This window comes from Shinella zoogloeoides (genome assembly GCF_033705735.1).
Taxonomy (GTDB): domain Bacteria; phylum Pseudomonadota; class Alphaproteobacteria; order Rhizobiales; family Rhizobiaceae; genus Shinella; species Shinella zoogloeoides_A.
This window is the reverse complement of the sequence record NZ_CP131130.1, coordinates 579,417-602,247: the sequence shown is the minus strand read 5'-3', so window position 1 is coordinate 602,247 and position 22,831 is coordinate 579,417. Positions and strand designations below refer to the sequence as shown.

The following is a 22,831-nucleotide window of genomic DNA, read 5'->3' as shown; positions in this document are numbered from 1 at the left end:
TACAGCATGTTCGGAGGGTCTTGGCTAGAAGCCGCCCCCCATACGGCAGCGCCGCGAAACCTTTCGATCTCGCGGCGCCGTGGGCAGGGAACAACGGAGCCGGTCAGCCCTGATCGATCGGCAGCGCCAGGAAGCGGCTGCCGTCCTTGGTCTCGATCTGGAACAGCGCCTTGGTGCGGCCGTCCTTGCGGGCGCCCTCGATCACTTTCATCACGTCGTCGGCCGACTTGACCGTCTGGTTGTTGACGGAGGTGATGCGGTCGCCTTCCTTGAGGCCCCGGTCGCTGGCGTCGGAGTCCGGATCGACGGTGGAGACCGTCAGGCCGTCGTCGCCCGGCGTCACCGAAATGCCGAGATCGGCGAGCGCCTGCTCGCTGTTCTCCTCGGCCGGAGCCGCTTCGTCGGGCGTCGCCGAGGCCTGGATCTGCTCGCCGGCCAGCGTGCCGATCTCGACCGACACATTCTGCGACTTGCCATCGCGCCAGACCGAGATATCGACCTTCTTGCCGGGCGCGATGTCGGCGACGCGGCGGGCAAGGTCACGCGGGTCCTTGACGGGTTCACCGTCGAGCGCGGTGATCACGTCGCCCTTCTTGATGCCGGCCTTGGCGCCGGGGGAGTCGGCCTGCGGCTCGACGACGAGGGCACCGGCGGCATCGGCAAGGCCGAGCGAGTCGGCGATGTCGCGGCTTACCGGCTGGATCTGCACGCCGAGCCAGCCCCGGTCGACCTTGCCGTCCTTCATCAGGTCGGCGACGACGCCCTTGGCGACGGAAGCCGGGATGGCGAAGGCGATGCCGACATTGCCGCCCGAGGGCGAGAAGATTGCGGTGTTGATGCCGACGACCTGGCCGGAGAGGTTGAAGGTCGGGCCGCCCGAATTGCCGCGGTTCACGGCGGCGTCCACCTGGAGGTAGTCGTCATAGGGGCCGGAGCCGATGTCGCGGCCGCGGGCCGAGATGATGCCGGCCGTCACCGTGCCGCCGAGGCCGAACGGATTGCCGACGGCGACGACCCAGTCGCCGACGCGGATCTGGTTATCATCGGCGAAGCTGACATAGGTGAACTTGCGCTTGTCCTTCTCGGCGACCTTCAGCACGGCGAGGTCGGTGCGGCTGTCCTTGCCGACGAGCGTCGCGTTGAGTTCGGTGCCGTCGTTCATGACGACCGTGAAGGCCGAGCCGTCGCTGACGACGTGGTTGTTGGTGACGATATAGCCGTCTTCGGAGATGAAGAAGCCGGAACCCTGCGCGGTCGGGCGCAGATGCGGCTTGCGGTTCGGGCCGCGACGGTCGCCGAAGCGGCGATCCGGACCGCGATCGCCATGGAACTGGTCCTGACCGCCGAATTCACGGAAGAAGCGCTTCAGCGGGTGATCGTCGGGAAGATCGTCGAAGCCGCGGCCGCCGAAGTTGAAGCTGAAATTGCTCTCGTCATTGGCCTGCTTCACATCGGACTGGACGCGGACGGAAACCACTGCGGGGGAGACGGCCGAAACGACATCCGCGAAGCTCGCGACCTGGGGCGCCTGGACGGCGACGGCCTCGGCGTGGCTTTCGGTGACGCGCGCGGGAATGCCGGTCGCAAGCATGACGGCCGCAAGCCCGGCGACGGTGGTCGTCTGCAGCACGGTCTTGAGGCCAGGACGGAATGCGGAGATCTTGGACATTCTTTGCACCTTTTTTCTCTTCTCTCATGGCTGCGCCCGGCAGCCGATGGGAAAGAGATAGGCCGGCGCACATTACATGGCACTATCCGCCGCATGAATTTTTCGTAATGTTGGGAATTCGGCTAGTCGTTTTTCAGGGCGCGTTCGAGCTCGGACTTTTCCGCTTCGGAAAGCGGCGTGCCCGTCGGCTGGCCGCTGCGCCGGCGCACGAAGAGGATCATCGCGGTCGCGCCGGCGAGGAAGAGCACCAGCGGCGCGCCCCACAGCAGCAGCGTCTCGCCGCGCACACGCGGGCTAAGCAGCACGAATTCGCCGTAGCGGGAGACCACATAGTCGATCACCGCCTCATCGCTGTCACCGTTCTTCAGCCGCTCGCGCACGAGGAGGCGAAGGTCGCGGGCTAGTTCCGCATTGGAATCGTCGATCGACTGGTTCTGGCAGACCATGCAGCGCAGTTCGGCCGAAAGGGCTCGAGCGCGTGCCTCCAGCGCCGGATCGGAGAGAACCTCGTCCGGATTGACGGCGAAGGCCGGGAAGGCCGAAAGCAGGAAGAGAGCGGCGATGAGCAGGCGGCGCATCATTCCGCCGCCTCCAGCACGGGTTTCACCTTGCGGGCCTTCTGCGGCGCGCCGACGCGCAGGCGCCGGTCGCAGAGCGAGACCGCGCCGCCCGCCATCATGATCAGCGCGCCGATCCAGATGCACAGGATCATCGGCTTCCACCAGACGCGCACGACGATGCCGCCGTCGGCCATGGCGTCGCCGAGCGAGACATAGAGCTGGCTGAAGCCGAAGGTACGGATACCCGCTTCCGTCGTCGGCATGCGGCGCGCCATGTAGAGGCGCTTCGACGACCAGATCTCGGTGACGATCACGCCGCCGCGCGCTACGGTGAAGTGGCCGGCTTCTTCCGTATAATTCGGCCCCTGCCCGCGGCGCATGCCGTCGAAGGTCAGGGTGTAGCCGCCGGCCTCGACCTGCGCGCCGGGCTTCATCTCCACCACGTGCTCGGTCTCGAAGGCGGTGACCGCGATGATGCCGACGACCGTGACGCCGATGCCGATATGCGCGAGCGCCGTGCCGAAAGCCGAGCCCGGCAGGCCGATGAAGCGGCGGAAGGCGACATTGCCGGCCACCTTGCCGATGCCGGCGCGCAGCCACAGATCGGTGATCGCGCCCGCGATCATGTAGAAGCCGATGGCGAGGCCGAAATAGGCGAGCACCGGGCCGCCGTCATGCGCATAGACGACAGCCGCCGCCACGACGAGGCCGATGCCGACCGCCGCGAAGAGGCGCTGGCCGGCGGCGAGAATATCGCCCCGCTTCCAGGCGAGCAGCGGCCCGAAGGGCACGGCCAGCAGCAGCGGCAGCATCAGAAGGCCGAAGGTGAGGTTGAAGAAGGGCGGGCCGACGGAGATTTTCTCGCCCGTCAGCGCTTCCAGCACGAGCGGATAGAGCGTGCCGGTCAGCACCGTCGCCGCCGCTGTCGTCAGGATAAGATTGTTGAGGACGAGCGCGCCCTCGCGCGAGATCGGCGCGAAGAGGCCGCCGGCCTTGAGCGTCGCGGCGCGGAAGGCGAAGAGCGACAGCGCCCCGCCGATGAAGAAGACGAGGATGCCGAGGATGAAAACGCCGCGCGTCGGATCGGTCGCGAAAGCATGCACCGAGGTCAGCACGCCCGAGCGCACGAGGAAGGTGCCGAGCAGCGACATGGAGAAGGTGAGGATCGCGAGCAGCACGGTCCAGATCTTCAGCGCCTCGCGCTTTTCCATGACGAGCGCGGAATGCAGCAGCGCCGTGCCGGCGAGCCACGGGATGAAGGAAGCGTTCTCCACCGGGTCCCAGAACCACCAGCCGCCCCAGCCGAGCTCGTAATAGGCCCAGTAGGAGCCCATGGCGATGCCCGCCGTGAGGAAGGACCAGGCGGCGAGCGCCCAGGGCCGCACCCAGCGCGCCCAGGCCGCATCGATGCGCCCGTCGATCAGCGCCGCAATGGCGAAGGAGAAGCAGACGGAAAAGCCGACATAGCCGAGATAGAGCAGCGGCGGATGGATGGCGAGGCCGATGTCCTGCAGCACCGGATTGAGGTCCCGCCCTTCGGGCGGCGCCGGCGAAAGGCGCAGGAACGGATTGGACGTCAGCAGGATGAAGAGGGCGAAGGCCACCGAGATCAGCCCCTGCACCGCCAGCACGTTGGCGCGCAGCCGCTCCGGCAGGTTGGCGCCGAAGGTTGCGACCATCGCGCTGAAGAAGGAGAGGATGAGGAGCCAGAGCATCATCGAGCCCTCGTGGTTCCCCCAGACACCGGAGATCTTGTAGATCATCGGCTTCAGCGAATGCGAGTTCTCGAAGACGTTGGCGACCGAGAAGTCGGAGACGACATAGGCGAAGGTCAGCACCGAGAAGGAGAAGAGCACGAGCATGAAGCCGGCAAGGGCCGCGGCAGGAGCCACGGCCATCAGCGAGCGGTCGTTGCGAAGCGTACCGACCAGCGGCAGGACGAACTGGACGACGACCGTCGCCAGCGCCAGCACGAGAGCATAATGTCCAAGCTCGATGATCATTTGATCGTTTCCTTACCGGAAAGCTCGACGCCCTGCGCCTTCAGGCGGTCGGCCACATCCTTGGGCATATAGGTCTCGTCATGCTTGGCGAGAACCGTGTCGGCGACGAAAAGTCCATCCGTGCCGAAGGCCCCCTCGGCGACGACCCCCTGCCCCTCTCGGAAGAGGTCCGGCAGGATGCCGGTATAGGTCACCGGCACGTTGGCGAGCGTGTCGGTCACCGTGAAGGTTATGGTGGAGCCCTCGCCGCGCTTGACCGTGCCGGCCTCCACGAGGCCGCCGAGGCGGATGCGGGTGCCCGGCGCGAGGTTCGCCTTGGCGAGGTCGCCCGGCACGTAGAAATAGGCGATCGACTGGCTGAAGGCGAACATGACCAGCAGCACTGCCGCGACGAGGAAGGCGACGCCGCCACCGATCACCGCCAGACGTTTCTGTTTGCGTGTCATTGTCCGCTGCCCTCAACCGAAATCGACAGTTCCCGCGCCAGCGCGAGAAGCTGTCTTCCGTTCTCGCTGTCCGCCGGGAAGGTTTTCAGCGCCGTCATTAGCGCCGCCTCGGCCTTCGGCCTTTGATCCAGCACAACATAGGAACGGATGATGCGCATCCACCCTTCGAAATTGTCGGGATTTTCCTGAAGCTTCGCCGCAAGGCCCTCGACCATGCCGCCGATCATCTGCCGGCGGTCGCCCGCCGACATGTCCTCGGCGGCGGCAACGTCCTCTGCCGTCGGGTTGCCCGGCTGGCCGGCCGTGCCGCCGCCCTCACCCGTCGCGGTCGCGGCGATATGCTTGTTGACGAGCGGCAGCCAGGGCGCATCGGCCGGCGCTTGCTTCGCCATCGCCTCGAAGGCCGCGCGGGCCTCCTCGCGCTTGCCTTCCTGCTCCAGCGCCAGCGCGAGATAGTAGCGGGCGCGGGGATTGTCGGCATTGAGCTTCAGCGATGCTTCGAGATGCTTGCGCGCATCCGCGGTGACGATGCCGTTCGCAAGGGCGATCAGCGTCTCCGCATAGCCGTCGAGCCGGTCGGGCGTTTCGCCGAGCAGGCGGATCGCCTCGGAGAAGGCGTTCGCCGCATCCTCCATCCTGCCGCTGCGGTAATAGATCGGCGCAAGCAGGTCCCAGCCCTCCCCGTCCTCGGGATTGCGGGCCAGATGGTTCTCCGCCTTGGCGACGAGGATGCCGATGTCGTTGCCGGGATTGGCGAGGCGTTCGGCGAGCGGCTGGGCCGGAAGGTCCGGCCGGCCGGTCGCGATGTAGAGACAGAGCCCGATGGCGGGCAGGAGCACGATGACGAAAGCCTGCGCCAGCCGGTTGCGGCGGCTTGCGGGATGCGCCCGCTCCTTCGCTTCGGCCTTGCGGGCGGCGATCAGCCGGCGCGCGACCTCCGCGCGGGCAAGTTCGGCCTCGCCGACGCCGATGAGGCCCGTCGCCTCGTCGCGCTTCAATTCCTCGAGCTGGTCGCGATAGACCTCGACGTCATAGCCGGCATCGTCCGCCGCCTCCGCGGGATGGCGCAGCAGCGGCAGGAGCAGGACGACGGCGACAGCGGCCGTCAGGATGGCGACGAGAATCCAGAAGAACATGACCGTTCAAATACTGGAACACCGGTGCGTTTCCAATTCCCCCCAGCGCAATGACGCAAAATTGAGGCGTTTCGCCGCAAGTTTATGCCTGTTCAGGTCCGGGCGTTCAGGAAAGCGGCGTCCAGGCGCCGTCGGCATTGCGGCAGGCGGCCCCGCGGGTCGTGGTGTCGCGCCCCTCGACCGTCAGCGTATGGCTGTACTGGCGGCAGTTCTGCGAGCCGACCTGATAGGGCGCGGCCGCGACGACCGAGCCGCTGACGCCCTTGCCCTGCCAGACGACAGGCTGGCCACCGGGGGCCGCCTCGAGCGCGCGGTATTCCGCCTCAAGCGCCCGCTGCATGTCGGCCTTGGAGAGCTGCGTCGCCGCATTGCGGCTCACGAGACCGCCCTGAAGCGCGGTGATATAGACGGCGGCGCCACGCGAGCCGGACGGCAGCACACCGCCGGCCATACCCTTGCCGCCTGATGTGGTGGTGCATCCCGAAACCGTCACTGTTGCCAGAAGCAGGGGGAAAAAGGCGCCGCGCAAACCCGTCTTCATCCGCTGGGACCGTCTCTCTACACGCAAGGGGCGGCAAGCCGCGCCATAACCATCCACATCCGCGATCCTCATCGTCGCGAGCCCTTTCCTTGTTGCATTGTCCGCCGCCTCAGGCAACATCCTTTGTGACAGCCGGCAGAACGAGCCGCGCCAGCAGCCCGCCGCCCGCCCCGCGCGAAAGCCCGAAGGTCCCCTGGTATTCCGAGGTGATCTCGCTGACGATGGAAAGGCCGAGGCCGGTGCCCGGCTTGCTTTCGTCGAGCCGCTTTCCCCGCTTCATCGCCTCGCGAATCTGGTCGGGTTCGAGGCCCGGACCGTCGTCCTCCACCTCGATCACGATCCAGCCCTTGCGCCCGTCGTCGTTGCCGCGCACATCGGCCGGCGCCGGGGTGACGCGGACGGCAACCGCCGTGCGGGCATAGCGCGCCGCGTTTTCGAGGAGATTGCCCACGGTTTCCTCGACGTCCTGCTGCTCCATGGCCAGGACGAGGCCGGGCGGATCGACCGCCAGCGGGAACTGGATCTCGGCATTCAGCCGCCGCATCACGCGCACCAGCCGCTCCAGCACCGGGAGCGCCTCCGTGCGCGCCAGCACCGATTCGCGCTGGGCGGCGATGCGGGCGCGGTTGAGGTAGGACTGCACCTGTCCCTGCATGGCCTCGGCCTGCGTCTTCACGAGGTCGCCCTGCGGCGCGGCGATGAGGCGCGATTCGTTGAGCAGCACGGCGATCGGTGTCTTCAGCGAATGGGCGAGATTGCCGACCTGCATGCGGGCGCGCTCGACGATGCGCCGGTTGCTGTCGATCAGCGCGTTCACCTCGCTCGCCAGGGGCAGGATTTCCCTCGGGAAATCGCCGTCGAGCTGTTCGCTCTCGCCGGCCCGAATCTTTTCCAGCGCCTTGCGGGCGCGGTCGAGGGGCTTCAGGCCGATGAGGATCGCCGCCGCGTTGAGGAGAAGGCTGCCGACGCCGAAGCCGGCGAGCGCCAGATAGAGGCTGCCGGAGAAATCGTTGATGTCCGCTTCCAGCACGTCGCGATTGCCGACGACGCGAAAGCGCGCCGTGCGCCCCTCGTCGTCGAGCACCACTTCCGTCTCGCCCACCTCCACCTCGTTCCCGAAGGAATCGACCGTGGTGTAGAAGCGCTCGTAGCGCGTGTCGAAGGGGATGCTGTCGGTATCGGGGATCGGGATGCTGCCGGTGCCGAGAGAGGAGGAGGTCAGTGCCTCGCCCTCCAGCGCCCCGCCGATCGGCTCGACGATCCAGTACCAGCCGGATTGCGGCTGGAAGAAGCGCAGGTCCCCGAGCTGCGGCGTGCCGGCAAGCCGGGTGTTGTCGCCCGCCGAGACCGAATTGATGACGTTGTACAGCTGCGCGCGCAGCAGGTCGCGGAAGCTCTTTTCCGCGCTCTGCCGATAGAGCGTGGAGATGACCACGGCGATGACGACGAGCGCCACCGCGGCCCAGAGGGAGGCGAGGAAGAGGACGCGGAAGGTGAGCGAGCGGGAGCGTCTGGCCTTATTTTCCATTGGCCGGCGCTTGCATCCGGTAGCCGAGGCCGCGCACGGTCTCGATCAGGTCGACGCCGATCTTCTTGCGCAGGCGCCCGACGAACACCTCGATCGTGTTGGAATCGCGGTCGAAATCCTGGTCGTACATGTGCTCGACCAGCTCGGTGCGCGAGACGACCTCGCCCATATGGTGCATGAGGTAGGAAAGCAGGCGGTATTCGTGCGAGGTGAGCTTCAGCGTCTCGCCGTTGACAGTCGCCTTGGAACCCTTGGTGTCGAGCCGGACAGGGCCGCAGACGATGTCGGGGCTGGCATGGCCGGCCGCGCGGCGAATGAGGGCGCGGATGCGCGCCAGCACCTCCTCGACATGGAAGGGCTTTGCCACATAGTCGTCGGCGCCGGCGTCGATGCCGGCGACCTTGTCGCTCCAGCGGTCGCGGGCGGTCAGCAGCAGGACAGGCATCGCCTTGCCGTCGGCGCGCCATTTCTCGAGGACGGTGATGCCGTCCATCTCCGGCAGGCCAATATCGAGGATGATGGCGTCATAGGGCTCGGTGTCGCCGAGATAGTGGCCTTCCTCGCCATCGAAGGCCTGGTCCACCACGTAGCCCGCCTCCTTCAGCGCCTCGCTGAGCTGCCGGCTCAGATTGACGTCGTCCTCGACCACCAGAATGCGCATCGCGTCGTCCCCGTCTCAACTCCATCGCCGGGCAAGATAGCCCGGCGGCCCTTACATCGGCACGCGCACCGTCACCTTGCGCGGGCGGGCATTGCCATTGCCGGGCACCAGCACGGTCACCACGCAGCTATTGCCATCCGGCTTGGCGGACAGAAGCTCGCCGCCGGTCTGGGCCACCACCTGCGCGGCCGCGCTGCTGCAATCGCCGCCCACCGCGACGACATCCCGCCGCGCGCCCGTTTCGACGGGCGCCGGGAGCATCAGGCTGGCCGCAAGCGCGGATATGAGAAGTGGCGAGGCCATGAACATACTTTCAGATGCGGATCAGTGTGATGCAAGCAATAAACGATCCACGCTGAATGGCAAATGAATGCGGGCCGGGGTCGGAAATGCCGCCTAGTGCACGCGCCGGCTCGCCGAAATCCGGCCGATCAGCGCCACGAGGCCGCCGACCATGCCCACCGCCGCGACGAGGAGATCGGCAAGCTCGGCCTCGTCGCCGGCCGTCACCTCGACCCCGGCGGCATGGGCGAGCGAGGCGAGAATCGCGACAAGCGCGCCCCAGACGTCTCTCCTGTTAGCGTTTCATGATCCGGGCCGCCCGGCGCATGGTGCGCACGAGCTCCGTTTCCCGGTCGCGGAACCACCGCGCATTCTTCACGTTCGACACCCGCGCCGAGGGCAGCATGGGAAAGGTGACGATCGAGATTTCCCAAAGGTCCGCCTCCAGGATGCGGCGCACGCCGCTGCCCCGGTCGGTCCTGGAGCGCACCGTCTGGAAGCCGATGGACAACCCATCGAGCGCCCCCGATTTCATGAGCTGCAGCACCTCGCGGGCCCGGGCGACGCCGGGCGACAGCACGCCCTCGACATAAAGCCCGCGCTCGTCCTCGCGGATGGTGCGCCAGCGGCCGATGGGCTCGGCCGGGTCGTGCTGGAACAGCATGCGCACGCCCGAGGCGCCGCGCTTTCGCAGCGACTGCACGAAGGCGCCGGGCGCGATCGCATCCTTGCCGAGGTCCACCTCGCCGAACAGGCTGGCATAGCCGGAAAACACCCCGTCGCCGGAGACGCCCGCAAGCGTCAGATCGGCATATTTCTTCGTCCGCCAGACCGGCAGGTCGTCGGTTGTCATTGGTCTCTCCTGGAAGGAATTAGGGGTTAGGCAGTCGGCAGTAGGGTTCCCGACAAATCCGCCCCCCTACTGCCTATTTCCTATTGGCTACTGCCTCATCTTCTCCGCCAGCCGCGCCAGCACGCCGAGCCCCCACCAGGCCGAAAGGCTGGCCGCGGCCGAGCCGGTCAGCAGCACCTCCGCTGGCCCGAGATAGCCCGCGATGCCGAGCCGAACCGCGATCCACAGCCCCGCCGGCCCGCCGAAGACGAGCCCACAGGCAAGCCCGGTGAGGAAGCGGCATCCCGCCTCGCGGCGGCTTCTCGGCAGGAGATAGATGAGCGAGACGGCCGCGCCCGCGGACGCGCCGATGAGCCGGGCCGTCCACAGCCCGCCGTCGTTTCCGATGTCAGCCATTGTCAAGCCTTTCAGATTGTTAGGAAATCCAGCAGGAACGACCGAAGGCGCGCCGGCTCGCAGAGCCGGCACCGGCAATCCTCGAATCTTTCGAATCTCTTACGGCGCTTTCCTCGAAATCCGATTCAGCGCTTTCACGGCTGGGATCCGGAAAACGGGAAAGAGAGTCATCTTCTTCAGATCAAGCGTCTGCTTTTCCTGCAGAATTGTCGGCCTGGGAGGGTGCGATACCCCCCTCTGCCCTGCCGGGCATCTCCCCCACAAGGGGGGAGATCGGCAAGAGGCACAAGCCTTGCTCAATCGGCAATGCTGGCGTTAGGCGAGACGGCGCTCCATCCAATCTCCCCCCTTGTGGGGGAGATGCCCGGCAGGGCAGAGGGGGGTGAAGCGGCACGCGCCAGCCCTCAATACCCCACCGCCCGCCGCTTCTCCTCGTCCGTCAAAAACCCCGCCGTTCCCACCCGCGCCCAGAGCTCGGAGCGTTCCGCCACGAGCCCGCTCACCTGGTCGAGGTCCGGCACCAGTCGCAGCCCGTCCCCCTCCTCGGAGAACCACGCCGCGAAGGACGCCGCCGTGCGGCTGACGAGCGGCAGCACGGTCAGCCGCCAGAAGGCGCGGTTGGCCTCCTGATAGTTGGCATAGGTCGCATCGCCCGGAATGCCGATCAGCATGGGCGGCACGCCGAAGGCGAGCGCGATGTCGCGCGCCGCACCGTTCTTCGCCTCCACGAAATCCATCTCGCGCGGCGAAAGCCCCATCGCCTTCCAGTCGAGCCCGCCCTCCAGCAGCATCGGTCGCCCGGCCCGCGCCGCGCCGGAATAGCCCTCCTCCAGCTCGCTCTTCAGCCGGTCGTACTGGTCGGGCGAAAGGTTGCCGCCCTCCTTCGGCTGGTAGACCAGCGCACCGGAAGGCCGCGCCGAATTGTCGAGTAGCGCCTTGTTCCACACCGCCGCCGCATTGGAGAGGTCGAGCGCCATGGAGGCCGCCTCCAGCGGCGCGAAGCCGAGCTGGTCGTCGAGCGGATGGAAGAGCCGCAGATGCAGGATCGCCTGCCCCTCGCCCGCAGCAGCATGCCGGCGCACATGGTTGCCGGTGCGATATTCATAGACCTCCGGCCAGCCGTCCCGCCCCTCGACGATGCGCATCCGGTCGGGCCGCAGCAGATGCAGCTCGCGCAACTCCTCGCCCACCTGCACGCCCTCGACGAAGGCGTTGCCGGAAAGCAGCAGGTGCCCGTAGAGCGTCTCGAAGAAATCCGTCCCCGCCATGCGCCCGTTCGGCCGGGCCAGCAGTGCCAGGCGAAAATCATCCGGCCGCTCCGCCTCACCCTCATAGGCGAGCCAGGGCACCGAAGCCGCCGCCTCGGCGATCATGCGCACCGCCCGGTGCGCCACCGGGTTCTTCATGAAGCCCTCGCGCGACAGCGAGGCATAGGACCGGCTCGACCAGTGCGCCCGGCCCTCCGCCGTCAGCGTGAAGAAGCCCGACGCCTTGGTTTCCGCCGCCTGGCGGCGGCGCGTGAGGAAGGATGGCAGTTTCATGGTGTCCTCGATCGTTATGAAAAGCACAAAAGCCGGCGGAGGCATCGCCCCTCATCCGGCTGCCGCCACCTTCTCCCCGCAAGCGGGGCGAAGGAACATGTGGGAGCGTTTTCCTCCCCATCGACATTGCTTACCAAGCGAGCGGGTGCCCCCAATCCCCTTCTCCCCGCCTGCGGGGAGAGCGACTGTCTTTGTTGTCAAGTGTTTTGCCATGGCCTTTGGTCCCTGATGATGGCGTTGAGCATGGTCAGCAGCTTCCGCATGGTTGCGACGATGGCGACGATCTTCGGCTTGCCGGCCGCCACGAGATGATCGCGGAAGGCCTTGAGCACCGCATTGTGGCGACTGGCCACGAGGGCTGCCATGAACAGCACGGACCGCACGTTGCTCCGGCCTCCGCCGATGAAGCTCCTGCCCTTCCACTTGCCCGATTGCCGCGTCCACGGTGCAAGCCCGGCCAGCGCCGCGATCTGTCGCCGGTCGAGGCTGCCCAGTTCCGGCATATGTGCCAAAAGCGTGCGCGCCACCGCCGGTCCCACGCCCGGCACCGAGGTCAACAGCCTCTCGCGCACCCGCCACAACGGTGATTTGCGGATCCGGTCGTCCATATCGGCATCAAGGCTCTCCAGCTCGCGCCGCAGCGCCGTCAGGACGCGCCGGATGCTCTTGCGGGCGGGCGGGGATGCGGCCATCCGCTCGCGGTTCTCTTCCGCCACCATCATCTGCACGATCTGGCGCCGCCGTGTCACCAGTTCGCCGAAGGCCCGCGCCGCCTCGTCCTTCAAGGGACGTATGTCGGGCTTGGCCGCTTCGACGAAGGCCGCGATCACTGCCGCGTCGATCGGATCGGTCTTGGCATGTTTGCCCAGAGCATTCGCATAGGCGCGAACCTGTGCCGGATTGACGACCACCACGGCAAGCCCCGCCGCCGAAAGCGCCGCCACCGCCACATGCTCGTAGCCGCCCGTCGCCTCCAGCGCCACCAGAGCGGGGCCGTGCGACGACAGCCGGGCTATCAGCGCCTCCACGCCGGCATGATCGTTGCCGACCCGGAAATGTTCACCCGACGGTGCGACATGCACGTCGAGCCAGTCCTTCGATACGTCGATACCGACGACAACCTTGTCCATCCGATCCCATCCTTGCCTAAGCGGGCTTCGCAATGTCGAGCGGCCCTGGCGACTGTTCGGGTTCGATGGAACGGCGGATGGAGACCCGGGCTCTCCCGCGGGCTTGGTGTCCCAAAAGTGCTGCGGGATGCCATCCGCCACCGCAATGCCAAATACACCGGCTTTCGCGGATAAAGGGAAGTTACAAAGGTGCCGGCAGGCCGGATGAGGGGCGCCTACCCGCCCAAAGCCGCAAGAAACGCCCGCCCATAGCCGGCAACCCGCTCCGCCCGGTCCAGCCCGTTGACGATCCGCCGCGCGCCCACCCAGTCCGAACCGCTGCCGAAAAAATGATCCGCCAGCCGCCGCCCCGTGAAGGCGCCCTGCAGCATGCCCGCGAAGAGGATCTCCACCGACACCGCCAGCGCCATCGCCCGCTCCGGCCGCGCGACGAGGTCGACGCCCGTCAGTGCCGAAAGCCGCTCGTAATTCCGCCTGTGCGTAATCTGCACCAACCCGCGCCCGAGCCAGCTCTTGCCGTCCGCGTCCCGCCGCCAATAGGGCGCGGAGACCTGCGGCAGACGCCCCTCGGAAAATGCCCGGTCGAGTTGCGCGATGGCCGCCACATCCGTCTTGGCGAAGGTCTCGCGCACCGGCTGCATGCGCCCGCCCGTCTCGTGATGGGCCGTCGCCAGCATATAGGCGAGGAAGCGGCCGTCGGCCGTCTCGCCGCCCCGCTCGAAGCGGTCGAGGAGCGCCGTCATGCCGCGTACCTGGCCGCGCGCCAGCCGCCCGCCGTAAAGCGTCCCGCGCACGGTATCGAAGAAAACCTTGCGGTCGATATCCATCGTCAGATCCCTCGCACCCGCGGTTCGCCCTGCCGGTCGATCACCAGCGCCGTCAGCGCCCAGACGAGCGCGTCGAGCCGATCCGGCGAGCGGCCGGCGGAAAGCCCGTCCGGCCCGAAATCGCACATCTGGTCTTCCAGTTCGGCGAAGGCGCCGGCATGGGCGACGCGCCCCTGCTCGTAGAGCGCGGCCACCGGCTCGGCGCGCAGGAATTTCCCGCGCGTCGCCCGCACCGTCGAAACCGGCAGGTTGGCGTCGACGCTCTTCAGCATCGCCGTCACCATGTCGCCGCCCTGGTTCACCTCGGCCACCACCCGATCGGCGTCGAAACGACGGAAGGCGCGCACCACCGCGCCCGCCCAGCCCGCCGGGCTCGCGCCCGTCACCGATCCGTCGGCCAGCACCACCGCGCGGCCACTGCCGTCCAGCCCCGCCACCACGATGCCGCAGACCGAAGCCGCGGACGCCGTCGCCGGCGGATCGACCGCCACGACGATGCGCGACAGCGGCCCCGGCTGGCGCAGGCGGATCGCCTCCAGCCGCGCCCTCGTCCACAGCGCATCCTCGCGGTCGGCGATCAGCTCGCCGTCGAGCTCCTGCCGCCCGAGCCGCGTGCCGCCGTAGCGGTCGGCCATGGCGGAAAGGAAACCCGGTGAGAGGTTCTTCGCATTGTCGGCGGTCGCGATGCGCCGCACCGCCGTCGCCGGATCGCCGGCGAGCCCCCGCAGCAGCGGCACCGGGCGCGGCGTCGTCGTCACCAGCACGCGCGGATCGTCGCCGAGGCGCAGGCCGAATTGCAGCATGTCCCAGGTCTCCTGCGCGTGCTTCCATTTGCCGAGCTCGTCGCACCAGCCGAAATGGAACTGCGGCCCGCGCAGGCTTTCCGGATCCTCCGAGGAGAAGATCTGCCCGATGGACCCGTTCGGCCAGACGAGCCGGCGGCGCGAGGCCTCGAAGTCCGGCCGGAAACGCCGCGCGATGCGGCAGATGCCCGATACGCCGTCGATCATCACCTCGCGCGCGTCGCCCAGCGTTTCGGCCACCAGCGCGATGCGGCTTTCCGGCCGCGCCAGCGCCAGCGCATGCACCCATTCGGCGCCCGCCCGCGTCTTGCCCGAGCCGCGCCCGCCCATCAAAAGCCAGACCCGCCAGTCGCCCGGCGGGGGCGTCTGTGCGGTGCGGCAGGTGAAGTGCCAGCCGCGGAGCTGGTGCAGGGAGTGGGGGACAAGCCGTTCGTTTGAAGACGAAGGTGTATCGGGCGAGCCCCTCATCCCGCTGCCGGGACCTTCTCCCCGCAGGCGGGGAGAAGGGTGGGATGCCGGGATTTGCGCTCCGTCAGACGCGATTTCGTAGGAGGGCGCGTCGAGCGAGCCCCTCATCCCCCTGCCGGGACCTTCTCCCCGCAGGCGGGGAGAAGGGTGGGATGCCAGGGTTTCCTTCCCATCGGTCGTTGCCGGAGGATGAGGCATGTCCCCGATCCCCTTCTCCCCGCTCGCGGGGAGAAGGTCCCGGCAGGGGGATGAGGGGCAATCTTCACCGACCGCCCCTCGCCGCCCCAGCCCCGCCTCCAGCGCATCGCCCGCTTCCGCCAGTGCCGCCCGTCGTTCCTCGATCATCCTCAAGCCCGCGGCCGCCGCCTGCATAGTCCTGTCCAGTTTCTTGCGCGCCGCCCGGCAGGCCAGCCGCTCCCTACGGCCCGCCTTCCATGGCCGCGGCAGCATCGCCGCCAGCCCCGGCTTCCCGCATCCATTTCTGTTTCGCGGCATGCACCCGCTCCTCCACGCGCTCTTCCACGAGCCGGTCGAATTCCTCGATCAGCGCGGCCTCGTCGTCCTCTCCGCCAGCTTCCGCCTCGGTGCGACCGGCGATCAGCGTGCGCTGCAGGCTGTCGATCTTCTCCAGCGTGCGCACGATCAGCGAGACGGCCTCGATGGCCGCCTTGGCGTCGGTCTGGGCCAGCTTGCGCGCGGCCTCGTCGCCGGCATCGTCCGCGTCGCGCTCGGCCAGCACCTTCTGGCTCTGGAAGCGCTGGAAGCGTTCGCGCAGCTCCTTGGTCATTTCGAGAAGCATGGCCTGCATGTCGAGGAAAGGATCGCCCGGCGCCTCCGCCTTGGTGTCGAGCACCGGCGCCGCGCCGTTCTCGAGGCCCGCGCCCTTTGCCGAAAGCCCGTCATAGACCGCCCATTCCGGCAGGATGCCGTAAAGGTCGGGATCGATCGTCATATCCGTTTCCATCGCAAGGCCCGAAAATGAAAAGGCGCCCGGTCCGAACGGAACGAGCGCCTGCCAAAATCTCATCCGGGCACCCCGCCTCCCTCCGAAAGCGGACATGCCCCATCACCAGGGTTTCTGTACAATCCCGAGGCGCAACGCGCCGTGGCGGAACTGTCCTGGCCGGCCGCGGGCGGCCATCGCCGAACCTTCAGCCTCCGGAAAGCCCGGCGAACCCGCCGCCCGCACCTTTCCGACCATGACATAACCCTAGCAAACGACCGTGACGCCGTCAAGGACTATTTTCCTATTTCGGCCGAAAACTTTTCCAAGGGACCGTTCGGTGCTATCCTTCGGCCATGATATCCGACGACCTCATCACGATGGCGCTCGGCATGCCGGGAGCGCGGGAAAGCGCCCATTTCGGGAAGCGGGACTTCCGGGTGGGCGAGAAGGTGTTCATGACCCTGCCCGAGCCCGGCCGTGCGGTCCTGAAGTTCACGCGGGACCAGCAATCGCTGGTGCTGGAGACCGATCCCGGCCTCTGCGCGCCGGTGCCCGGCGGCTGGGGACAGAAGGGCTGGACCTCGCTCTATTTCGACGATGCGGACGGCGAACGGGTGCGCGCGCTGATCGGCACCGCCTGGCGCAATGTCGCGCCGAGGAAGCTCGCCGCCAGCCTTCACTAGGGCAGAAGTGCCCGTCCGCAATTGCGTGGAAACAAGGAGATGGAGCGTCTTTCGCGATCCGGAGAAAAGAAAAAACGCTCCTGGGGCAGCTACTTGCCCTCGCCCACTTCCAGCGGCCACGTCACGAGGTAGTCCTCGTAGTCGTCGATATCGATGCCCTCCTCGCTGACGGTGCGCCCGCGCGCGGAGATGCCGGCCTGGTGCACGGTATCGGGATCGCCGGAGACGAGCGGGTGCCACCAGTAGAGGTCGTGGCCGTCGCGGATGAGGCGGTAGCCGCAGGTCGGCGGCAGCCAGGAAATCTCGGCGACGCTCTCCACCGTCAGGCGGATGCAGTCGGGCACGGTCGCCTGCCGGTTCTCGTAGTCGGAGCAGCGACAGCTCTCCCCGTCGAGCAGCACGCAGCGGATGGAGGTCCAGGCGATCTCGCCGGTGTCCCAGTCCTCCAGCTTGTTGAGGCAACAGAGCCCGCAGCCGTCGCACAGGCTCTCCCACTCCGCGTCGTTCATCTCGGCAAGCGTCTTGGTCTTCCAGAACGGCAGGTCGCCGGGCTTTTCCGCAGTATCGGTCGTCATGCCCGACCCCTGAACCCCTTGCGGCCAAAGGTCAAGGCCCTTGCCCCCGCGCCCTTCCCCGCAAAATCCGTTCTGTTGTCTTCAAAAGGCTGATATCGTGGCTGAATAAACCGCTGGTGACAGGACGTTAACCAGACCCGGGCAGGCTGCGGGCCGTCCCGTCACCCATCCCGTCACAAGGTATGCGATCGTGGAAGACGACAGCCAGAAGCCCGAAAAACCCCGCCGCCGCAAGCGGCACATCTTCCTGCGCATCGATTCCTGGATCGACTCCACGGTCTGGAACGCCGGCTTTCGCGCGGCGGAGATCTGGGAGGAGATCACCATCTTCTCCCGTCGCTTCCACGTCAAAGGCTGGAAGAAGGCGGCCTTCGAGGTCGCCGGCGAGGGCATGAACCTCGGCAGCGCCGGCTTCGTGCTGCTGCTGGCGCTGGCGCTGCCCGCCTTCGAGGAGACCAAGGGCGACTGGCGCAACCAGAGCGACTTCGCCGTCACCTTCCTCGACCGCTACGGCAACGAGATCGGCCATCGCGGCATCATCCACGAGGATTCCGTTCCCATCGACGAATTGCCGGACCACCTGATCAAGGCGGTGCTGGCGACGGAGGACCGCCGCTTCTTCACCCATTTCGGCATCGACTTCCTCGGCCTTGCCCGCGCCATGAACGAGAACGCGCGCGCCGGCGGCGTCGTGCAGGGCGGCTCCACGCTCACCCAGCAGCTCGCCAAGAACCTGTTCCTCTCCAACGAGCGCACCATCGAGCGCAAGATCAAGGAGGCGTTCCTGGCGCTGTGGCTGGAGGCGAACCTTTCCAAGAAGGAGATCCTGCGGCTCTATCTCGACCGCGCCTATATGGGCGGCGGCACCTTCGGGGTGGCGGCGGCGGCGCAGTTCTATTTCGGCAAGAACGTGACGGATGTGAACCTTGCCGAATCCGCCATGCTGGCCGGCCTCTTCAAGGCGCCCGCCCGCTATGCCCCGCATGTCAACCTGCCGGCGGCGCGCGCCCGCGCCAACGAGGTGCTGAGCAACCTCGTGCAGGGCGGCTTGATGACCGAGGGCCAGGTGATCGCCGCGCGGCGCAACCCGGCGAGCGTCATCGACCGCAACGAGAAGACCGCGCCGGACTTCTTCCTCGACTGGGCCTTCGACGAGGTGCAGCGCATCGCAAGGCCCTTCGCCCAGCATTCGCTCATCGTGCGCACGACCATCGACATGGGCCTGCAGGCCGCCGCCGAGGAGGCCATCGAGAGCGGCCTTCGCCAGTATGGCGAGAGCTACCGCGTCAAGCAGGGCGCGCTGGTGATGATGGAGAACGGCGGGGCGGTGCGCGCCATGGTGGGCGGGCGCGACTATGGCGAAAGCCAGTTCAACCGCGCCACCCGGGCGCTGCGCCAGCCGGGCTCCTCCTTCAAGGCCTATACCTATGCCGCCGCCATGGAGGCCGGCATGACTCCGGAGACGACCATCGTCGACGCGCCGATCAGCTGGGGCGGCTGGTCGCCGCAGAACTACGGCCGCAGCTATGCCGGCCGCATCACGCTGATGACCGCCATGGCGAAATCCATCAATACCGTGCCGGTGCGCCTTGCCAAGGACAAGCTCGGCACCAAGCGCATCGCGGAGATGGCCAAGGAAATGGGCGTGGAAACGCCGCTGCGCACCGACAAGACCATGCCGCTCGGCACCTCGGAGCTGACCGTGCTCGACCAGGCGACGGCCTATGGCGTCTTTCCCGCCGACGGCATGCAGTCGCGCCGCCACGGCATCAGCCAGATCCTCAACTACGACGGCAAGATCCTCTACGATTTCGGCCGCGACGAGGCGCCGGCAAGGCGGGTGCTTTCCGAACAGGCGAACAGCTCGATGAACCGCATCTTCGTCACCATCCCGGTCAACGGCACCGCGCGGCGCGGCGCGCTCGACCGCGGCATCGTCTCGGGCGGCAAGACGGGCACGACGCAGGCCTATCGCGACGCCTGGTATGTCGGCTTCACCGGCAACTACACGGCCGCCGTCTGGTTCGGCAACGACGACTATACCTCGACCAACAACATGACGGGCGGCTCGCTGCCGGCCATGACCTTCAAGCGGCTGATGGACTATGCTCACCAGGGCATCGAGCTTCGCCCCATCCCCGGCATCGAGAACCCGCTGCCGGACGGCAAGAAGGCCACCGAGACCGCCAAGGCGCCGAGCGACGACAATCCGCTGCCCGTGCTCGTTCGTCCCCGTTCGCTCTCCTCCGAGGTCACCCGGCTCCTGAAGGACATCGCCCGGCAGCTCGGCGAGGCAACGCCGCTGAAGGCCGATGGCCGCGTGGCCGCGCTTGACGGGGCTTCCGTGAAGCGGACAGAGTGACGGATAGAGCGTTTCCGCGTTTCTCCGAATCGCAAAAACGCTCTATCTCTTCGTTTCGACGCAGTTCCGGACGCAAGACCGCTTCGCACTTTTGCCGGAACTGCTTTTTGTTTTCGTTTGTCTTGTCGGGAAAACCGGGGTCCACTTTCCCTGACAAACTCCAGCTTACTCCAACGGTCCGATCGTCTTGTTCCGCACGCCCCTCGTCATCGCCACAGCGCTCGCCGTCGCCTTCGGCCTCGGCATCCTGAGCTCGATCTATGCCCTGAGGGCAACGGTCGGCTTCGGCGCCATCACGCTCGGGCCGTGGACGGCCTTTCCGGCGGCGCAGACCGTGGATGCCGACCCCTATGCCAAGGCGCACCGCGCGCGCGATGGAAAGCTGCTGCTCGGCGGGGCGGAGGGCCTCGTCTTCACCGCCGCGACGGACAGCGACCGCCGCACCCTGGTCGAGAACTGCCGCTACGAGATCACCGGCATCACCCCGCCGGCCCGCCTGTGGACGCTGCATGCGACGGACGCACGCGGCAATCCGCTCGCCGGCGCGCGGCCGGACCTGCCGACGGGCCTCAACGCCTGGTCGGTGCTGCGCGGCGCCGACGGCGACTTCTCGATCGACATCGCCTCCTCCGCCATGCCCGGCAACTGGCTCGCCGTGCCGGAGGGCCGGGCCTCGTTCCTGCTCGTCATGACCCTCCTCGACACGCCGACGGCCGGCAGCTCCGGCGTCATCGACCTTGCCATGCCCGGCATCAAGCGGCTGGACTGCGCCGATGCGTAGCTTCCTCTACGCCATCGCCATCGGCCTGATCGGCGCGGCGCTGCTGCATATCGTCATCATCCTTTCCCTGCCGAGCTTCACCGGCCGCGACGCCTATACGCGCGTGCAGAGCCTCGGCGAGGCGAACCGCTTCTACAAGCTGGCGGAAAAGCCCGGCGACACGCTGGCGCCGATCAACGACGACCCGGCGATGGAGACCTCCGTCTGCACCTTTTCGGTCGAGAGCGGCCCGATCCGCCTCTATGCGGAAGGCGACGTGCCCTTCTGGTCGCTCGCCGTCTATGACGAGGCCTCAAACGAGGTCTTCAGCATGAACGACCGCACTTCGGTCTCGGGCGCGCTCGATACGCTGATCGCGACGCCCATCCAGCTCATCGGCATCCGCAAGGCGGTGCCGCCGGAACTGGAACAGTCGATCCTCGTGGAGATGCGGGGAGAGGAAGGCTATGCGGTGCTGCGCACCTTCGTGCCGACGGAGAGCCGGCGGAAAGCCGCTGACGGCTTTCTCGCGGACGCAAGCTGCGAGCCCTTGACGCCCGACCAGTAGGCGCGGGCAAGGGTCGACAGCCAAGGCGGCTTCAGGGCCGGCGGGCCGTATCCTGGGCGCCGCGCTTTGCGGTCTTGCCGCGGGGCGCGATCATGGCCGGCGTCAGGCGCTCGTAGCGCACGCCGGTAAAGAGAAGGATCTTTGCCGGCGCCTCCGGGCGGGCGGCCTCGCGCCGCGGCATTCGCGTGCGCCATTCGCTCATTCGTACCACGTCTGCCATTCTCGCCTCCAAGAGAAGAATCGAGACGGATGAAGTACTCCTACAAATCTCACCCTGCCCGTTCGAACGGGCCGGTGCCTCCGGTTCCGTCACCCGGACGCGGCAGGAGCGCATCGTCATCCCTGTCGCATACGGGTGGAAAACGGCGATACGGGACCAGAAGTTTCCCTTTCACGGGAATGTGTCTGGCGGCCGTCCGGTATCCGGAACATCGCACCTTTCCCTGCCGAAGCGGCGCGCCCGAGGGCGGATCCCGCTTCCTGGTCGAATCATAGCACGTCTTTCAAGAGAGACGAGCCGATCCATGTCCCCAGAAATAGCGGTGATCGGGTTAACAGCCTGTTAAGAATAAGCAGGAACGCATCTTCGCGCTGTTTCGCAAGGAACAGGACCCCGCCAAAACCCCTCTTCCCGGCCACGTCCGGGACCGTAGTGAGTCGGGAAAGCCGCCGTTTTTCGCTCGAGATTCCGGCACGATTTCCATCCGCCTCCAGCTCTCCATCCAAAAACATTACAATAATCTAATTTAGATATACATTGAATCAAGACCCCTTCACAGCTTTTCGGTAGCGGATGGGCCGGACCGGTTCTCCGCCCGTTAACATTGCTATATATTATATATTTCTAATTTAATATATTAAGGGAAAATACGTGGAATAATGCGCGCCGCGCCCGAAGATAGACATGAAAAAGTGCGCTCTAATATTTATAGTAAAAAAGATAATCCAAAAGATATTTTATGACTTTTTCATAGTAAAAATTCCATTTCCTTTTTAGCAACTCCTGATTAAGAAATTGAATTTTCCATTAAAGGTGGCTAATGTAACGTTAACGCCACACGAAATAGAAGGCGGCGTTCCTCATTACCAAGCAACACTGAGAGGATTAGTCATGTTTTCGCGTAGAATCCTATTCTCCGCAACTACAGTTGCGGCCTGCGTTGGCCTTTATGCTTTCAATGCCGACGCCCAGACAACACGGCAGGACCGTGCTGAAAGCGCTTGCGAAGCAGCCCTCGCCTCCGGCGATATGGCCGCGTTGCGGCAGGTACAGCGGCGTTTCAAGAATGAACTGACGGCTTGCACCGCCTTGGCGACAACCTTCGTCACCCTTCCTGGAAGCAGCGGCGGTTCATCCGCCGGCCGCCTTGCCATCCCCGGCAACAATGGCGACGATGGCGATGGCGATGGTAACGGCGGCGGTCATCATGGTCATCACGGTGGCCATCACGGCCACCACGGTGGCAATGGCGGCCACGGCGGCCATGGCGGTCACCATGGTGGCCACCACGGCGGTAATGGCGACGGCGATGGCCACGGAAACGGGCATGGGCATGGCGGCGGCGGTAACGGCGGCGGCGGCGGCAATGGCGGCCACGGCGGCGACAACCACGGCGGCAATGGCGGTGGCGGCGGTAACGGCGGCCACGGCGGTGACAACCATGGCGGCAATGGCGGTGGCGGCGGTAACGGCGGCAACGGTGGCAACAACCATGGCGGTAACGGCGGTGGTGGCGGTAATGGCGGCCACGGCGGTGACAACCACGGCGGCAATGGCGGTGGTGGCGGTAACGGCGGCAATGGCGGAAACCAGGGCGGCGGTAACGGCGGCGGCGGCGGCAATGGCGGTAGCCAGGGCGGCGGTAACGGTGGCGGCGGCGGCAACGGCGGCAATGGCGGTAGCCAGGGCGGCGGTAACGGTGGCGGCGGCGGCAACGGCGGCAATGGCGGCAGCCAGGGCGGCGGTAATGGCGGCGGCGGTGGCGGTGGCGGTGGCCATCGTTAAGCAAGGAACCGCAGCAACGGTCGTTGCTTGAACCTCGAAACGAAAAAGGCCAAGGGAGCAGCGCTCCCTTGGCCTCATGCGTTGTTCA

Annotated in this window: 23 protein-coding genes; 4 read left to right on the top strand and 19 right to left on the bottom strand. The window is 66.7% G+C overall.

Features of this window, described 5'->3' with window-relative positions:
* Positions 1 to 103: 103 nt before the first annotated feature.
* The 16 genes from ShzoTeo12_RS02990 to ShzoTeo12_RS02910 all read right to left on the bottom strand — a co-directional run bounded on the left by ShzoTeo12_RS02990 (position 104) and on the right by ShzoTeo12_RS02910 (position 15,796).
* Entirely contained in the window at positions 104 to 1,669 is a 1,566-nt protein-coding gene (locus ShzoTeo12_RS02990) for a Do family serine endopeptidase (protein ID WP_318911234.1), read from the bottom strand.
* Between the two features lie 122 nt (positions 1,670 to 1,791).
* Entirely contained in the window at positions 1,792 to 2,250 is a 459-nt protein-coding gene (locus ShzoTeo12_RS02985; RefSeq protein ID WP_318911233.1) for a cytochrome c-type biogenesis protein, read from the bottom strand.
* A complete protein-coding gene (locus ShzoTeo12_RS02980; RefSeq protein ID WP_318911232.1) occupies positions 2,247 to 4,232 on the bottom strand; it encodes a heme lyase CcmF/NrfE family subunit in 1,986 nt (661 codons plus the stop codon). The genes ShzoTeo12_RS02985 and ShzoTeo12_RS02980 overlap by 4 nt, the downstream gene beginning before the upstream one ends.
* Complete coding sequence (ccmE, locus tag ShzoTeo12_RS02975; RefSeq protein ID WP_119258890.1) at positions 4,229 to 4,678, bottom strand: cytochrome c maturation protein CcmE; 450 nt, start codon at positions 4,676 to 4,678, stop codon at positions 4,229 to 4,231. The genes ShzoTeo12_RS02980 and ccmE overlap by 4 nt, the downstream gene beginning before the upstream one ends.
* On the bottom strand, positions 4,675 to 5,814 hold the full coding sequence (ccmI, locus tag ShzoTeo12_RS02970; RefSeq protein ID WP_119258891.1) for a c-type cytochrome biogenesis protein CcmI: 1,140 nt from the start codon (positions 5,812 to 5,814) through the stop codon (positions 4,675 to 4,677). The genes ccmE and ccmI overlap by 4 nt, the downstream gene beginning before the upstream one ends.
* A 106-nt stretch (positions 5,815 to 5,920) precedes the next feature.
* A complete protein-coding gene (locus ShzoTeo12_RS02965; protein WP_119258892.1) occupies positions 5,921 to 6,355 on the bottom strand; it encodes a hypothetical protein in 435 nt (144 codons plus the stop codon).
* A 109-nt stretch (positions 6,356 to 6,464) separates the two neighbouring features.
* A complete protein-coding gene (locus tag ShzoTeo12_RS02960) occupies positions 6,465 to 7,883 on the bottom strand; it encodes a HAMP domain-containing sensor histidine kinase (protein ID WP_318911231.1) in 1,419 nt (472 codons plus the stop codon).
* Positions 7,873 to 8,544, bottom strand: a complete 672-nt coding sequence (locus ShzoTeo12_RS02955) for a response regulator transcription factor (protein ID WP_119258894.1) — start codon at positions 8,542 to 8,544, stop codon at positions 7,873 to 7,875. The genes ShzoTeo12_RS02960 and ShzoTeo12_RS02955 overlap by 11 nt, the downstream gene beginning before the upstream one ends.
* A gap of 51 nt (positions 8,545 to 8,595) precedes the next feature.
* On the bottom strand, positions 8,596 to 8,847 hold the full coding sequence (locus ShzoTeo12_RS02950; protein WP_119258930.1) for a hypothetical protein: 252 nt from the start codon (positions 8,845 to 8,847) through the stop codon (positions 8,596 to 8,598).
* A 274-nt stretch (positions 8,848 to 9,121) separates the two neighbouring features.
* Positions 9,122 to 9,679, bottom strand: a complete 558-nt coding sequence (locus tag ShzoTeo12_RS02945; RefSeq protein WP_234188673.1) for an HK97 family phage prohead protease — start codon at positions 9,677 to 9,679, stop codon at positions 9,122 to 9,124.
* An 87-nt stretch (positions 9,680 to 9,766) separates the two neighbouring features.
* Positions 9,767 to 10,075, bottom strand: a complete 309-nt coding sequence (locus ShzoTeo12_RS02940; protein ID WP_318911230.1) for a DUF6107 family protein — start codon at positions 10,073 to 10,075, stop codon at positions 9,767 to 9,769.
* 404 nt (positions 10,076 to 10,479) lie between these two features.
* On the bottom strand, positions 10,480 to 11,616 hold the full coding sequence (locus ShzoTeo12_RS02930; protein ID WP_318911229.1) for a phage portal protein: 1,137 nt from the start codon (positions 11,614 to 11,616) through the stop codon (positions 10,480 to 10,482).
* Positions 11,617 to 11,813: 197 nt separating this feature from the next.
* Complete coding sequence (locus ShzoTeo12_RS02925) at positions 11,814 to 12,746, bottom strand: IS110 family transposase (protein ID WP_318909409.1); 933 nt, start codon at positions 12,744 to 12,746, stop codon at positions 11,814 to 11,816.
* Positions 12,747 to 12,961: 215 nt separating this feature from the next.
* On the bottom strand, positions 12,962 to 13,573 hold the full coding sequence (locus tag ShzoTeo12_RS02920; RefSeq protein WP_318911228.1) for a glycoside hydrolase family 19 protein: 612 nt from the start codon (positions 13,571 to 13,573) through the stop codon (positions 12,962 to 12,964).
* Between the two features lie 2 nt (positions 13,574 to 13,575).
* The gene (locus tag ShzoTeo12_RS02915; RefSeq protein WP_318911227.1) at positions 13,576 to 14,844 is read right to left on the bottom strand and encodes a DNA-packaging protein; all 1,269 of its coding nucleotides are present in this window, start codon (positions 14,842 to 14,844) and stop codon (positions 13,576 to 13,578) included.
* Between the two features lie 418 nt (positions 14,845 to 15,262).
* Entirely contained in the window at positions 15,263 to 15,796 is a 534-nt protein-coding gene (locus ShzoTeo12_RS02910) for a hypothetical protein (RefSeq protein WP_318911226.1), read from the bottom strand.
* Between the two features lie 347 nt (positions 15,797 to 16,143).
* Here ShzoTeo12_RS02910 and ShzoTeo12_RS02905 point away from each other — a divergent pair, with 347 nt between their 5' ends.
* Positions 16,144 to 16,473 carry an MmcQ/YjbR family DNA-binding protein gene (locus tag ShzoTeo12_RS02905; RefSeq protein ID WP_318911225.1) on the top strand — a complete coding sequence of 110 codons (330 nt, stop codon included), beginning with the start codon at positions 16,144 to 16,146 and terminating at the stop codon, positions 16,471 to 16,473.
* Between the two features lie 89 nt (positions 16,474 to 16,562).
* Here the strand turns inward: ShzoTeo12_RS02905 and ShzoTeo12_RS02900 are convergent, their stop codons facing one another.
* Positions 16,563 to 17,048, bottom strand: coding sequence for a YcgN family cysteine cluster protein (locus ShzoTeo12_RS02900; protein ID WP_119258913.1), 486 nt, complete (start codon positions 17,046 to 17,048; stop codon positions 16,563 to 16,565).
* Between the two features lie 187 nt (positions 17,049 to 17,235).
* On the opposite strand from ShzoTeo12_RS02900, the gene ShzoTeo12_RS02895 reads away from it, so the two are divergent.
* The 3 genes from ShzoTeo12_RS02895 to ShzoTeo12_RS02885 all read left to right on the top strand — a co-directional run bounded on the left by ShzoTeo12_RS02895 (position 17,236) and on the right by ShzoTeo12_RS02885 (position 20,738).
* The gene (locus ShzoTeo12_RS02895; protein WP_413251136.1) at positions 17,236 to 19,410 is read left to right on the top strand and encodes a transglycosylase domain-containing protein; all 2,175 of its coding nucleotides are present in this window, start codon (positions 17,236 to 17,238) and stop codon (positions 19,408 to 19,410) included.
* A gap of 187 nt (positions 19,411 to 19,597) precedes the next feature.
* Positions 19,598 to 20,191: a DUF1214 domain-containing protein gene (locus ShzoTeo12_RS02890; protein ID WP_318911223.1), complete on the top strand. Its 594-nt coding sequence runs from the start codon at positions 19,598 to 19,600 to the stop codon at positions 20,189 to 20,191.
* Positions 20,184 to 20,738 (top strand): DUF1254 domain-containing protein, encoded by a 555-nt coding sequence (locus ShzoTeo12_RS02885; protein WP_318911222.1) that lies wholly within the window; start codon positions 20,184 to 20,186, stop codon positions 20,736 to 20,738. The genes ShzoTeo12_RS02890 and ShzoTeo12_RS02885 overlap by 8 nt, the downstream gene beginning before the upstream one ends.
* Positions 20,739 to 20,769: 31 nt before the next feature.
* Here the strand turns inward: ShzoTeo12_RS02885 and ShzoTeo12_RS02880 are convergent, their stop codons facing one another.
* Positions 20,770 to 20,958 carry a hypothetical protein gene (locus ShzoTeo12_RS02880; RefSeq protein ID WP_119258917.1) on the bottom strand — a complete coding sequence of 63 codons (189 nt, stop codon included), beginning with the start codon at positions 20,956 to 20,958 and terminating at the stop codon, positions 20,770 to 20,772.
* A 1,131-nt stretch (positions 20,959 to 22,089) separates the two neighbouring features.
* Entirely contained in the window at positions 22,090 to 22,737 is a 648-nt protein-coding gene (locus ShzoTeo12_RS02875; protein ID WP_318911221.1) for a hypothetical protein, read from the bottom strand.
* Positions 22,738 to 22,831 lie beyond the last annotated feature (94 nt).